The following is a 12,573-nucleotide window of genomic DNA, read 5'->3' as shown; positions in this document are numbered from 1 at the left end:
GTCAGTTCCTTCCGGCGGTCATGTGCCGCATGAGCGTCTCTTGCGTGGCGTCTTCACGGCTGACCTCGGCCGTGATGCGTCCCTCGGAGATGGTGTAGATGCGGTCGGAGAGCCCGATGACCTCGGGCAGCTCCGACGAGATGACGATGACGGCCTTCCCCTGGGCCGCGAGTTCGTTGATGATGCCGTAGATCTCGTACTTCGCTCCGACGTCGATGCCACGGGTGGGCTCGTCGAGGATGAGCACGTCGGGTCCGGTGAACATCCACTTCGACAGGACGACCTTTTGCTGGTTCCCGCCGGAGAGACGACCGGTGATCGCGGCGACGCTGGGCGCCTTGATGTTCATCTTGTAGCGGTACGAGTCGGCGACCTTGTACTCGCGGTAGCGGTCGACGACGCCGAGACGCGCGAGGCGCGACAGCGCGGACGCCGAGACGTTGACCTGAATGTCGCCGATGAGGTTGAGGCCGTACTTCTTGCGATCCTCGGTGGCGTACGCGATGCCGTGCTTGATCGCGGCGTCCACGGTGCGCACGTCGATCTGCTGACCGTTCTTGTACACCTCTCCCGAAATGCCGGTGCCGTACATGCGGCCGAAGATGCTCATCGCGAGCTCCGTGCGCCCGGCGCCCATGAGGCCGGCGAAGCCGACGATCTCGCCCGCGCGCACCATGAAGGAGGCGTCGTCGATGACGACGCGCTCCGTGTCGACGGGGTGGTGCACCGTCCAGTTCTCGACGCGGAAGAGTTCCTCGCCGATGTCGGGCTCGCGCGGCGGGAACAGGCTGTTCAGATCCCGGCCGACCATCGCACGGATGATGCGCCCCTCGTCGGTGTCGGGGTCGTCGCGCCCCATCGTCTCGATGGTGCGACCGTCGCGGATGATCGTGATGCGATCGGCGATGCGGAGCACCTCCTTCAGCTTGTGGCTGATGATGATGCAGGTGATTCCCTGGTCGCGCAGCTGATCGATGAGGTCGAGCAGGTGCGCGGAATCGTCGTCGTTGAGAGCGGCGGTGGGCTCGTCGAGGATGAGGAGCTTGACCTCCTTGGCCAGCGCCTTGGCGATCTCGACGAGCTGCTGCTTGCCGACGCCGATCTCGTAGATCTTGGTGGCCGGGCTCTCGCGGAGCCCCACGCGCGTGAGCAACTCGGCGGCGGCGGTGTTCGTGGCGTTCCAGTCGATGACGCCGCGCTTGGCCTTCTCGTTGCCGAGGAAGATGTTCTCGGCGATCGAGAGATACGGGCTGAGCGCGAGCTCCTGGTGGATGATGACGACGCCGGCGGCCTCGCTGTCGTTGATCGAGCGAAAGGCCACGGTCTCACCATCGAGGGTGATGGTTCCGGCGAAGCTCCCGGCCGGGTAGACCCCGCTCAGCACCTTCATCAGCGTGGACTTGCCGGCCCCGTTCTCGCCGCAGATCGCGTGCACCTCTCCGCGGTGCACGTCGATCGAGACGTCGGCGAGGGCCGGGATGCCGTTGAACGACTTGGAGATCCCCGCCATGCGCAGGATCGGTTCGGTCATGGTGTCTCCCTCCGTCGCCGTGGGGCGACAGGTAGTTCCGTCGCCGGGGGCGACAGAGAGAGCGGCGGGGCGGGCGAACCCGCCCCGCCGCAGAGTGGATCAGAGCCCGACGTCGGAGGCCTTGAGGAAGCCCGAGTCGATGAGCATGGTCTGCACGTCGTCCTTGACGACCACCTCGGGAGTGAGGAGGTACGACGGCACGACCTTGACACCGTTGTCGTAGGTCTCGGTGTCGTTGACCTCGACCTCCTCGCCGTTGGTGATCTCTTCGATCATCGTGAAGACGCGGTCACCGAGCGCGCGGGTGTCCTTCCAGACCGTCATGGACTGCAGACCCTCGAGGATCGCCTTGACGTTGGCCTTGTCGGCATCCTGGCCCGTGATGATGGGGTAGTCCGCACCGGCGGTGTAGCCGGCCGACTTCAGGGATGCCTCGATACCGATCGCGAGGCTGTCGTTGGGCGACAGGACCACGTTGACCTTCTTGCCGTCGCCGTAGAACGACGACAGACGGTTGTCCATCTCGGCCTGAGCCTTGTCGGACGCCCAGCCCTGGATGCCGATGCTGGCCCACGCGTCGTCGTTGGCCGGCGCCTTGCCGCTCGGCACGACCAGCTGGCCGCTCTCGACGTAGGGCTGGAGAACGTCCCACGCGCCGGCGAAGAAGAACTTCGCGTTGTTGTCGTCGGGGCTACCGGCGAAGGGCTCGAGGTTGAAGGGGCCTGCGCCGCCCGCGAGGCCGAGCTGCTCCTCGATGTACTCGCCCTGGAGGGTACCGACCTTGTAGTTGTCGAACGTGGCGTAGTAGTCGACGTTCTCGCTGCCGTTGATGAGACGGTCGTAGGCGATGACGGTCGCGTTCTGCGACTTGGCCTCTTCGAGCACGGGGCCGAGCGTCGAGCCGTCGATCGCGGCGATCACGAGGATCTTCGCGCCGCCCGAGATCTGGTTCTGGATCTGGCTGATCTGCTGGTCGGTCTTGTTGTCGGCGTACTGCAGGTCGACGGTGCAGCCCGCGTCTTCGAGCTTCTGCTGCAGCTGCTCGCCGTCGTTGATCCAGCGCTCGAGGCTGCGGGTCGGCATCGCGATGCCGACGTTGCACTCGGTGGTGCCTTCGCCGGCCGCGTCGCCGCCGTCGGCCGGTCGCGTGGAGCTACACGCTCCGAGGGTGACGGCGAGAGCGGCAACGGCCGCTCCGGTCAGGATTTTCTTCAGCATTGTGATCTGCGTTCCTCTCTGAACTGCAGGGACCCCCGAGGGTCGCACCCGGCGCCCACCCCGGCGTCGAATCGGGTACGTCCTCGTCCCGGCTTCGTGGTGCCGTCGTAATTATGACGGCTCCGTGAACATATCCCCGCGGCCCCGAAGTTGTCCAGAGCCGGAGCGCGCGTGGAATGCAACGAACGCATAACGGAACGGGTGGGGCACAGCGGCGTGCCGCACCCGACCCGGTTCGTTCAGATTCCCGCCAGGAGTTCCTTCATGGTCGCGATCTCCGCCGTCTGCGTCTGGACGATCGCATTCGCCAGAGCGATCGCGTCGCTGTTCTGGCCGTCAGCCTGCTCCTGCTGAGCCATGTCGATCGCACCCTGGTGGTGTTCGATCATCTGTTGAAGGAACAGTCGTGCAGCTTCGGCTCCGGAAGCCTGCTCGAGCGACTGCATATCGCCGTCGCTCATCATGCCGTTGCCGTGATCCATGCCGCCCATGTCGGCGGCACAGGCATCCCACTCCTCGAGCCAGCCCTTCATCTGTTGGATCTCGGGGGTTTGCGCGGCCTTGATCTGCTGCGCCAGCGCGGTCACCCGCTCGTCGATACCGCTCTTTGACAGCAGCGTTTCCGACATCTCGATCGCTTGCTCGTGGTGCGGGATCATCATGCTCGCGAACATGACGTCGGCCGCATTCGCGTCAGCGGTGCTCCCGGCGGCCGAGCTGCTGGCGCCTCTGTGGTCCATTCCGGGCATGCCGCCGCCGGAGTTCGCACCGCCGGCGCAGCCGGACAGGGCGAGCACGGCGGCGAGGGTGAGGGCAGCGGTCGCCGCAAAAGGGGTTCTCATGGTGATGTTCTCCAAAGTCGGTAGTGAAGACTCGACCGTCGTCGAGCGAAAGATGCGTCGCCCGCGCGAACAAGCGGGCACACGCGTCCTCACGTACGACTGATGCAGAGAACGACGAGGGAGGGCGGCGGCAAGCGGGAAGCGCCGACGCTCCACGTCCCCGGGAACGCGCGTGACGCCGTCGCTCGTGAGGGGATCCGCCATCGCGCCCGGCGCGACCCCCACACGATCACGCCGACCAGCAGAGCCAGAACGCAGGCCGCCCAGGCCATCTGATGATCGTCGCCGCAGTCCGCGCACGCGGGGGCCGCGGCGGGGACAGCGGCATCCGTCGTGATGTGATGGTGGCCTCCATCGGCGACGGGGTCACCGCCGATGGAGAACACGTCGCTGTGCCCGGCTGGCATGCCGTGCGTATTCAGAGAATGCATCGCCAGCAGGCCGGCGATGATGGCCGCGATCGCGCCGATGATCACGACGAACATGCGCGTTCGTGATCCCCGCACCTGCTGCTCGACGACGATCAGCGACATCCTCACCTCCCGTTCCCCCAGGCTAGCGACTCCCCCGGGCCCGGGATTCACGACGGACGTGATCTCCACCGGTCAACGCACCACCCGCGCCGGTCGTGGCGCGTTCAGATGGCGGGGCGGAAGGGGCGCAGGAGGGTGATGCCGTCCTCGATGGAGCCCTGGATGAGTTCGAGCATCTGCGGGACGAGTTCCTGCATGCGCGGTGCTCCCAGGTGGGCGTCGAGGAGTTCCTTGGTCTCCCAGCGTTCGTAGATGACGAAGGAGCCGGGCTTGCCCTCGACTTCGTGTGCTTCGTAGTCGATGTTCCCGGCATCGTTCCTGGACGGGGTGACGGCGGCGGCGATGAACGCCTTCAGGTCTGCTTCCTTCCCGGCCTTGGCCGTGGCCTCCCAGATGACGGTGACGTATCCGTTCTCAGTGGCGGTCATGCGTGTTCCTTTCGTGTCGATGACGAATCCACTGTGCGATGGGCGCAGCAGCCCGAGCCAGGGAAGAACGGTGCTACCCAACCGCGCCGCCGACTCGAGTGCCGGTGCCGCCGCATGGGACAGCCGTTCCTAGGCTCTCGTTGGTGGGTGATCGGAGAATGGAGGCGTGTCAGCAGAACCGGTCGATCGCCTCGGAGAACTGCTGCGCGCCTGGAGAGGACGGCTCAGCCCCGCCGACGTCGGGATGGAATCGTTCGGCCGCCGCCGCACGGTCGGCCTGCGCCGGGAGGAAGTCGCGCAGCTCGCCGGCGTCAGCGTGGACTACATCATGCGGCTCGAACAGGGCCGCTCCCGCACGCCCTCGGCACAAGTGGTCCAGTCGCTCGCCCGCGCCCTGCAGCTCGACCGCACGGAGACCGACCTGTTCCACCAGGCGGCGGGGCTTGCCGCGCCCCGAACGGACTCCGTGTCCCGACATATCCCGCCCGGAGTGCAACGCATGCTCGTGCGGATGGCCGACCTGCCGCTGGCCGTATTCGCGGCGGACTGGACGCTACTGCACTCCACACCGCTCTGGCAGGCGCTCTTCGACGCCCCCTCCGCACACAGCGACCCCGACCAGAACCTCGTCGTCCAGACCTTCCTCGACGAGAGCGTCGGCCGGATCGCGACCGCGCACGGCGGACCAGACGCCTTCGAACGGGCGCTCGTCGCCGACCTCCGACGCACCGCAGCAACCCTCGGCGCAGACCCGGACTTCCGGGCGTTCATCGCACGACTCCGCACCGGCAGTGCACGCTTCGCCTCGTACTGGGACGAAGGACGCGCCGCGGCGCACCGATCGGTCGTGAAAACGGTCCACAACCGGATCGTCGGCGACCTCATCCTCGACTGCGATGTCGTCACCGTCCCCGATTCCGACATCAAACTCGTCGTCTACTCCACGACAGACAGCAGTTCCGACGCCGAGAAGCTCGACTTCCTGCGCGTCGGAGCCGTCCGAGCATCACGCACCACCGAGGACTGACGTCCGGCTACATCCACCGAGAGGTGCGCCGCCATCAGCGCACGTCGAGGTCGGCACCCGACCACAGGTCGGCGCACTCGACGACAAGGGCACCGTGCGCGCGAAGGTACGGGCCGGCGCCGACGTCGCCGCTCACCGCGGCGGCCACCGCCCGCCAGTGGTCCCGGCCGATCAGGGCGGGATGGCCGGGGGCTCCGCCGTACGTCGCGTACGCGAGAACGCCGACGTCCGCTCGGCGCGCGAGCCGTGCGACCGCGGCGGCGGGCAGATCGGGGGTGTCCACCGGCACCACGACGACGGCGAAAGCCTCGGTGGATGCCACGGCCTCGAGGCCCGCACGCAGGGATGCCGAGAGACCGTCCGGCCAGGCTCCGGCGAGCGCGACGCCCGTCCCGGCCGGCACGAGCCGCGCGGCGTCGTCGGCGGCCGCACCGAGCACGACGATGATCGGGTCGCAGCCGCCCTCGCGCAGCGCTCGGACGGCCTTCTCGACCCAGGGCACCCCGTCGGGATCACGGGCCAGAGCCTTGGGACCGCCGAACCGACGGCCGGCCCCCGCGGCGAGGACGAGGCCCGCAATCCGCCCTCCGGAAGGGGCGGGAGGCGGCTCGGCAGGCATGGTCACGACAGCGTAGCGTGCGTGAAACACGGCGCGGATACCGTCGCCAGCATGCTCGAACTGGCCGCCGACCTCCTCCCCCTCATCGAGGCGGGGACGCCCGTGGCGGCGGTCACGGTCACCCGGGTCGTGCGGAGCGCACCGCGCGGCGTGGGCGCCACCCTGGCCGTAACGCTGGACGCCCGCGTGATCGGCTCGATCTCCGGCGGCTGCGTCGAGGGCGACGCCGTGATGCTCGGGCTCGACGCCCTGCGCACGGGAACAGTCCGCCGCGGACGGTTCGGATTCGTCGGCCCCGACGACGCGATCGTGGCGGCGGGCCTCGCCTGCGGCGGCGCGGTCGAGGTGGCCGTCTACCCGGTGGACGGCCATGACCCTCGCGTGCGCGCGGCCCTCCTCGACGCGGCGGCCGGACGCGAGACCACGCTGGAGCTCGCACTCGACGACGACCTCCCGCTGCTGCTCCACCGCCCCGCCCGCCCGCGCCTGATCGTGCTCGGCGCCGGCGAGCACGCCGCGGCCCTGTGCCGCGTGGGGGCGGCGGCCGGTTTCGCCGTGACGGTGTGCGACGCGTGGGCCCTGCTGGTCACGCGCGAGCGCTTTCCCGAGGCGGCCGAGCTCGTTGTCGCGCCCCCGCACGAATACCTCGCCACCCTCGACCGGCCCGATAACCGCACCGCCGTGTGCGTCCTGACCCACGACGAGCGCCTCGACGTTCCCGCCCTGAAGACCGCCCTGCGCCTGCCCGTGGGGTTCGTGGGGGCGATGGGCTCGCGAGCCACCGTGGCCCGACGCGCGGCCCTGCTCACCCAGGCCGGGGTGACGGATGCCGACCTCTCGCGGCTGCACTCGCCGCTGGGCCTCGACCTGGGGGCGTCGACCCCGGAGGAGACGGCCCTCTCGGTGATCGCCGAGATCGTCGCCGCCCGGAGCGGGGCGAGCGCCACCCCTCTCCGTGACCGCGTCGACGGACGCCTCCACGCCGGCGCCGCAGAGGCGGCCTGCGGACTGCCCGAACCGGTGCTGGCCCGATGAGCGTGCTCGTTATTCGCGACGCGCTCGCCGTCGTCGAGGCGGAGGGGCGCGTCCGCACCGGAGACGTCGTGTGCGTCGACGGGCTCGTCACCGACGCCGCGGTGGATCTCACCGACGCCGTCATCGTCGACGCGGCCGGCGGCGTGGTCACTCCCGGCCTCGTCAACGCGCACCACCACCTGCTGCAGACGGCGTTCCGGACGCTGCCCGGCACCCGTGGCATCCCGATGCGGGAGTGGCTGCCGGCGATGGCCGCCGCCTACACCGCCGCCGGGGTGGATCCCGAGCTCACGGGGCTCGCCGCGGCCGCGGGTCTCGCCGAGGCCCTGCTGAGCGGGGTCACCACCGTCGCCGACCACCACCTCACCTGGCCCGCCGAGGCGGACACAGTGGGCATGGCCCGCGCGGCCGCCGACGCTGCCGGGGCGTTCGGCGCACGACTCGCGTTCGTGCGCGGGGCGGCGCGGGACGACCCGGAGGAAGCCGCACTGTCGGCCGAGGCGATCGCCGCCGCGCTTGTGGACGGGCGCCCGGGCGGTGTGACCGCGGACGGGATGCTGCAGGTCGCCGTCGGACCCGCGGGGGTGCACAGCGACCCCCGCGAGACGTTCGCCCTGCTGGCCGAGGTCGCCGAGCGGCGCGGGCTGCGCCGCCGCACACAGGCGAACGAGGTCGTCGACGTCGAGATCGCGCGTGAAAAGTACGGTCGCCGCCCCCTGGACCTCCTCGAGGAGTGGGGCTGGCTCGCCCCCGACGTGACGCTCGCGCACCTGTGCGACGTGACCGACGACGAGATCGCCCGACTCGCGGCGGCGGGAGTGACGGCCACGCACGCCCCCGGCTGCGACGTGCCGATGGGGTGGGGCGTCGCGCCCGTCGCGAAGCTGCGGGATGCCGGCATCCCGGTCGGCCTCGGAACGAGCGGGGGCGGCAGCAACGACGCCGGACACCTCCTGGCCGACGCCCGCCTGGCGATGCAGGTCTCGGCGCTCGTGGGGCCCCAGCTCGCGGCATCCGCGGTGCTCGCGATGGCCACGGCCGGTTCCGCAGACGGCCTCGGACGCCCCGACCTGGGCAGGCTCACCCCCGGCTCCGCCGCCGACCTGTGCGTGTGGGATGTCTCGGGCGTGGCCGACGCGGGCGTCGCCGACCGGGTCGCCGGGCTCCTGTGGGCCTCGCCCGGGCGCCGGCCCCGCACGGTCGTCGTCGCGGGGCGCGTCGTGGTCGACGACGGACGGCTGACGAGCGCGGACGAGTCCGAGATCACCGCCCGCCTGTTCGAGAGGGTGGGACGATGACCACCATGGCCCCCGCGATCCCCGCCGACGATCCCGCCACCGGTGACGAGCGCCTCGGTGCGCACCTCCGCGGCCTGCGCAAGGCCCGTGGCCTCACCCTGACCCAGCTGGCCGAGGCCGCGGCCCTGTCGCATCCGTTCCTCAGCCAGCTCGAGCGCGGCCTCGCGCGGCCGAGCATGGCGAGCCTGGAGCGCCTCGCCCGCGCGCTCGGGACGAGCCGGGTGGAGCTCATCGCGGCGTCGGAGCCGCCGCGCCCCGACGAGAGCGCGCACCCGACGTTCGTCACCGCCGACGAGGGGCTCGTGGGGCCCTACGCCGAGGGCACCGCCCGCATGCTCGCCGAGGGACCCCGCCGGTTCGAGCCGATGGAGTTCACCGGCGCCAACGCCGAGCCGGGCGACCACTACGTGCACGAGGAAGACGAGTTCCTCACCGTGCTGGAGGGGTCGATCGTGATTTCGCTCGGACCCTTCGGCGAGCGCACGCTCCACGCCCGCGACTCGGTCTACTGCCGTTCGGGGACGCCGCACCGCTGGCATTCGCCGGGAGGGGCGCCCTACCGACTGTTGATCGTGAAAGAACTCGTACACGGCTCCCCCGCCGAGGCACCCGAAGGAGAGACATGACCGGTGGCGTGACCTTCGAGGCGGTCGTCCGCGCGCGGACGGAGGCGGCCGATGGTGTCGTCGTGCTCGACCTCGAACGGCCCGGCGGCGTGCTGCCGCACTGGTCGCCCGGGGCGCACATCGACGTCGTGCTGCCCGGCGGCGTCGAACGCCAGTACTCGCTGTGCGGATCGCCCGCCGAGCGCGGCACCTGGCGCATCGGCGTGCTGCGCGAGCGCGACGGATCGGTGTGGCTGCACGAGAACGCCCACCCCGGCACCGCCCTGCGCGTGCGGGGTCCCGCCAATCACTTCCTCTTCGCGCCGACCGCGGGACGCTCCTACGTCTTCGTCGCCGGGGGCATCGGAATCACCCCGATCGTGCCGATGATCGAGGCCGCCGAGGCCGCGGGCGCTGCCTGGACGCTGCTGTACGCGGGCCGGTCGCGCCGCACGATGGTGTTCGCCGACGAGCTGACCGCGCGCTACGGCGACCGCGTCGAGGTGTTCGCGGCCGACGAGGGGCGCCGCCTCGACCTCGCCGATCGTCTCGGCCAGCCGGTGGCCCGCACCGTCGTCTACGCGTGCGGCCCCACCCGCCTGCTGGAAGCCCTGGATGCCACGATGTCGGTGTGGCCGCGCGGGAGCCTCCACGTTGAGCGCTTCGAGGCCAAGGTGCTCGGGCCGCCCGTGTGGACCGAGTCGTTCGAGGTCGACCTCATGCTGTCGGGGCTGACGGTGACGGTGCCGCCGGAGCGATCCGTGCTCGAGGTCGTCGAGGAGTACGGCGCGGTGGTGCCGTCGAGCTGCCGGGTGGGCACGTGCGGAACGTGCGAGGTGGCGGTGGTCGACGGCGAGATCGAGCACCGTGACTCGGTGCTCTCGCCGGAGGAGCAGGAGGTCAACCGCACGATGATGCTGTGCGTCTCCCGCGCGGCGTGCCCGCGCATCACGCTGGAGCTGTAGACGGCGACTCACCCGGCATATCACCAGCCGGGTGAGGCCGATTCAGATCTCGGCGCGGCGTCCGAGTCGGCCCGCCGACGCGTCGCGGACGGCGCGGTGGATGATGCGCAGCTTGCCGCCCCGGCGCGTGACGACCGCGCACGCGAGACACAGCGCGAGGAACAGGGCACCGTTGCCCACGCGCGCGACGGTCCAGCGGCGTCCCGTCGCCAGCTCACGGTGCAGACGATTGCGGAGGTAGTAGTAGAGCAGCGCGTCGTTCGTCGACAGGAGCATCGCGCGCACCTCGAAGCCGGGCGGCATCCATCTCTCCCCCCGCGGATCGACGACCACCGCGTCGGGGACGGCAGCGAGGCGCCCTCCTCGCGCCGGGATGCGCGAGGTGTACTCGAGATCGTCGCCGTAGAGGACGAGCTCGACCGTGGGCAGGCCGATCCGGTGGAGCACGTTGGTGCGGGCGAGCAGCCCCCCGTAGGGGGCGTAGGCCAGCTCGGTACCGACGACCCGGGGGCGCGGGCGCCGGAGACCGACGCGCTCGAGGAAACGGCGGGCGAACAGGCCCGCCTCGACCCCCGCGAACGACACCGCCTCTCGCGGGGTCTCGCGCGTGTGCACCGCTCCGACGGCGGCAGCGATCGTGGCGGGGTCGTCATCGGGGACGCGCAGGGGCGCCACGGCGGTGAGATCGTGGCCGGACGCGCGCAGCGCACGGTCGGCCGCGAGGAGCCTCGCGAGGGCCTCGGGCTCGGCCAGGTTGTCGTCGTCGAGCAGCCACACGTACTCGGCGCCCACCTCGCCCGCGAGGGAGATCGCCGTGGCGAAGGCGGGGGCCGACCCTTCGTTGCGGGTCATGCGGTGCACGACGATGCGGCCGTCGCTGGCCGACGCCGCGCGGTCGAGCGCGGCGGCGGACTCGGGCGACGAGCCGTTGTCGACGATGACGACCGCCTCGACCCCGGACTCGATCATGCGCCGCACGACCGCGAGGCACGAGAGGTGGCGGGAGGCGTAGGTGACCGTCGCACCGGCGACGGTGGGGAGTGGGGTGATCACGGGGTCGATCCTCCGTAGATGTCAGCGAGGGCACGGTGGAAGGCAGCGCCGGAGAACTCCTCCGCGGCGGCGACGCGGGAGCGGGCCGCCTGTCGGCGCGCTCCCTCCGGATCGGCGAGGGCCCGCCCGATCGCCGCAGCGAGACCCGCGGCGTCCTCGGCCACGGCGAAGGCCGCGATCCGCCCGTCGACGATCCCTTCGACGCCGACGCTCGTCGAGACGACCGGGATGCCGCGCAGCATCGCCTCGACGGTCTTGAACTTGACCCCGGCACCGGCCCGCAGCGGGACGAGCACGACGTCGGCGCCCGCGTAGGCCCCGTCGAGCGAGTCCACCCGCCCCGTCACGACGAACGTGTCGGGGTACGCGCGGGCGAGGCGGTGCATGGCGTCGGTCGGGTGCGCCCCCGCGAAGACGAATCGCACGCCGGGGCGCTCCGCGATCACCCGCGGAGCGATGTCGGTCATGGTCCACGACGCCGCCTCCGCGTTCACCGAGCGGTCGAACGCGCCCACGAACAGCACGGTGGGCGTGGCATCCCCTTCGCGCCGTCGCGGCTCCACGCCCCCGGCGAGCGGGGGACGCACGGCCACCGCGCGCACCGGGGCACCGGCGGCCCGGCGGACGAGCGCGACGTCTTTCGCGCTGAACGCGATGGTGGCCTCGACACTCCGGTAGATGCGGCGCTCGTCGCGGAGCACGCTCCACCGCCGCCAGCGCGCAACCACGGCCCGCGGTCGCCACCCCGGGCCGGCCGCGGCGAGGAAGCGCTCGTAACTCTGCAGAAGCACGTCGTGCGCGATGACGACGCGGCGCGCAGACCCGCGCGCGCGGCCGATCCCGAACCACGCCGATTCGGTCCACTGGTACTCGATGATGTCGGCGGACGCGAGGGCGGCGCTGGCCCGTACACTGCGCCGGAGGGCGCGACGACGGCGCGCGACCGGACGTGCCGGGAACACGCGTTGCTCCTGCCGCTCGAGCCACCGGAGGGCACGGCGCGCGACGGCGTTCCGCGGTTCGGCGAGGGGAATGAGGACGACCTCGATCGGGTCGTTCAGCGCAGCGCGGGCCGCGCGGTTCCGCTCGTCGTCGAACGAGACCACCACGACCCGGTGTCCGAGCGCGGTCAGGGCGCGGAAGTGACGCAGCACGTACTGCCCGCCGGCGTGCGGAATTCCCTCGTACGGGACGACCGGCGACAGACTCACGACTCGCATGCACCCCACCCTTCGAGCCGTCCGCACGGCACCGGCGCCCAGTGTGCCGAGGCCGGGGCGCGGCGGTGCGGGCAGCGCGATCGCCGCGCCCCGGGTGAAAAGACCGCTGAGGCGTGGCGACGCCGCGCGTGAACGCGGCGGAGCACTCACGCGCGGCGGGTGCGAGGGGTGGCGGTGTGTGGGCGAGCGGCGGGGAGCG

At 71.2% G+C, this 12,573-nt stretch carries 13 protein-coding genes; 5 read left to right on the top strand and 8 right to left on the bottom strand.

Features of this window, described 5'->3' with window-relative positions; all coding sequences use genetic code 11:
* Position 1: 1 nt before the first annotated feature.
* The 5 genes from mmsA to ACU6WY_RS00890 form a co-directional block, all read right to left on the bottom strand.
* Positions 2-1,531 carry a multiple monosaccharide ABC transporter ATP-binding protein gene (gene mmsA / locus ACU6WY_RS00910; RefSeq protein ID WP_483820611.1) on the bottom strand — a complete coding sequence of 510 codons (1,530 nt, stop codon included), beginning with the start codon at positions 1,529-1,531 and terminating at the stop codon, positions 2-4.
* 99 nt (positions 1,532-1,630) lie between these two features.
* Positions 1,631-2,749 (bottom strand): multiple monosaccharide ABC transporter substrate-binding protein, encoded by a 1,119-nt coding sequence (gene chvE / locus ACU6WY_RS00905; protein ID WP_483820610.1) that lies wholly within the window; start codon positions 2,747-2,749, stop codon positions 1,631-1,633.
* Between the two features lie 239 nt (positions 2,750-2,988).
* Positions 2,989-3,591 carry a DUF305 domain-containing protein gene (locus ACU6WY_RS00900; RefSeq protein ID WP_483821941.1) on the bottom strand — a complete coding sequence of 201 codons (603 nt, stop codon included), beginning with the start codon at positions 3,589-3,591 and terminating at the stop codon, positions 2,989-2,991.
* An 89-nt stretch (positions 3,592-3,680) separates the two neighbouring features.
* Complete coding sequence (locus ACU6WY_RS00895) at positions 3,681-4,124, bottom strand: DUF6153 family protein (RefSeq protein ID WP_483820609.1); 444 nt, start codon at positions 4,122-4,124, stop codon at positions 3,681-3,683.
* Between the two features lie 104 nt (positions 4,125-4,228).
* The gene (locus tag ACU6WY_RS00890) at positions 4,229-4,552 is read right to left on the bottom strand and encodes a putative quinol monooxygenase (protein WP_483820608.1); all 324 of its coding nucleotides are present in this window, start codon (positions 4,550-4,552) and stop codon (positions 4,229-4,231) included.
* 166 nt (positions 4,553-4,718) lie between these two features.
* Here ACU6WY_RS00890 and ACU6WY_RS00885 point away from each other — a divergent pair, with 166 nt between their 5' ends.
* Positions 4,719-5,579: a helix-turn-helix transcriptional regulator gene (locus tag ACU6WY_RS00885; RefSeq protein ID WP_483820607.1), complete on the top strand. Its 861-nt coding sequence runs from the start codon at positions 4,719-4,721 to the stop codon at positions 5,577-5,579.
* Positions 5,580-5,613: 34 nt separating this feature from the next.
* On the opposite strand, the gene ACU6WY_RS00880 is transcribed toward ACU6WY_RS00885, so the two are convergent.
* A complete protein-coding gene (locus ACU6WY_RS00880; protein WP_483820606.1) occupies positions 5,614-6,198 on the bottom strand; it encodes a nucleotidyltransferase family protein in 585 nt (194 codons plus the stop codon).
* 51 nt (positions 6,199-6,249) lie between these two features.
* On the opposite strand from ACU6WY_RS00880, the gene ACU6WY_RS00875 reads away from it, so the two are divergent.
* The 4 genes from ACU6WY_RS00875 to ACU6WY_RS00860 are packed head-to-tail and all read left to right on the top strand — an operon-like array spanning position 6,250 to position 10,101.
* On the top strand, positions 6,250-7,233 hold the full coding sequence (locus ACU6WY_RS00875) for an XdhC family protein (RefSeq protein WP_483820605.1): 984 nt from the start codon (positions 6,250-6,252) through the stop codon (positions 7,231-7,233).
* Positions 7,230-8,531 carry an amidohydrolase family protein gene (locus ACU6WY_RS00870; protein WP_483820604.1) on the top strand — a complete coding sequence of 434 codons (1,302 nt, stop codon included), beginning with the start codon at positions 7,230-7,232 and terminating at the stop codon, positions 8,529-8,531. The genes ACU6WY_RS00875 and ACU6WY_RS00870 overlap by 4 nt, the downstream gene beginning before the upstream one ends.
* The gene (locus ACU6WY_RS00865; protein WP_483820603.1) at positions 8,528-9,157 is read left to right on the top strand and encodes a helix-turn-helix domain-containing protein; all 630 of its coding nucleotides are present in this window, start codon (positions 8,528-8,530) and stop codon (positions 9,155-9,157) included. The genes ACU6WY_RS00870 and ACU6WY_RS00865 overlap by 4 nt, the downstream gene beginning before the upstream one ends.
* The gene (locus ACU6WY_RS00860) at positions 9,154-10,101 is read left to right on the top strand and encodes a PDR/VanB family oxidoreductase (RefSeq protein ID WP_483820602.1); all 948 of its coding nucleotides are present in this window, start codon (positions 9,154-9,156) and stop codon (positions 10,099-10,101) included. The genes ACU6WY_RS00865 and ACU6WY_RS00860 overlap by 4 nt, the downstream gene beginning before the upstream one ends.
* A gap of 42 nt (positions 10,102-10,143) precedes the next feature.
* On the opposite strand, the gene ACU6WY_RS00855 is transcribed toward ACU6WY_RS00860, so the two are convergent.
* A complete protein-coding gene (locus ACU6WY_RS00855) occupies positions 10,144-11,154 on the bottom strand; it encodes a glycosyltransferase (protein WP_483820601.1) in 1,011 nt (336 codons plus the stop codon).
* Positions 11,151-12,374: a glycosyltransferase gene (locus ACU6WY_RS00850; protein WP_483820600.1), complete on the bottom strand. Its 1,224-nt coding sequence runs from the start codon at positions 12,372-12,374 to the stop codon at positions 11,151-11,153. Before ACU6WY_RS00850 ends, ACU6WY_RS00855 begins: the two co-directional genes overlap by 4 nt.
* Positions 12,375-12,573: the final 199 nt, after the last annotated feature.

This window comes from Microbacterium sp. ZW3a (genome assembly GCF_057167165.1).
The sequence above is the reverse complement of the archived record's forward strand: the minus strand, read 5'-3'. Positions and strand labels throughout refer to the sequence as shown.

Coding starts and splice junctions, on each gene's coding strand:
- ACU6WY_RS00890 (WP_483820608.1), bottom strand. CDS start 4,552: ATGACCGCCACTGAGAACGGATACGTCACCGTCATCTGGGAGGCCACG.
- ACU6WY_RS00870 (WP_483820604.1), top strand. CDS start 7,230: ATGAGCGTGCTCGTTATTCGCGACGCGCTCGCCGTCGTCGAGGCGGAG.
- ACU6WY_RS00875 (WP_483820605.1), top strand. CDS start 6,250: ATGCTCGAACTGGCCGCCGACCTCCTCCCCCTCATCGAGGCGGGGACG.
- ACU6WY_RS00895 (WP_483820609.1), bottom strand. CDS start 4,124: ATGTCGCTGATCGTCGTCGAGCAGCAGGTGCGGGGATCACGAACGCGC.
- ACU6WY_RS00850 (WP_483820600.1), bottom strand. CDS start 12,374: ATGCGAGTCGTGAGTCTGTCGCCGGTCGTCCCGTACGAGGGAATTCCG.
- ACU6WY_RS00865 (WP_483820603.1), top strand. CDS start 8,528: ATGACCACCATGGCCCCCGCGATCCCCGCCGACGATCCCGCCACCGGT.
- ACU6WY_RS00860 (WP_483820602.1), top strand. CDS start 9,154: ATGACCGGTGGCGTGACCTTCGAGGCGGTCGTCCGCGCGCGGACGGAG.
- ACU6WY_RS00880 (WP_483820606.1), bottom strand. CDS start 6,198: ATGCCTGCCGAGCCGCCTCCCGCCCCTTCCGGAGGGCGGATTGCGGGC.
- ACU6WY_RS00900 (WP_483821941.1), bottom strand. CDS start 3,591: ATGAGAACCCCTTTTGCGGCGACCGCTGCCCTCACCCTCGCCGCCGTG.
- chvE (WP_483820610.1), bottom strand. CDS start 2,749: ATGCTGAAGAAAATCCTGACCGGAGCGGCCGTTGCCGCTCTCGCCGTC.
- mmsA (WP_483820611.1), bottom strand. CDS start 1,531: ATGACCGAACCGATCCTGCGCATGGCGGGGATCTCCAAGTCGTTCAAC.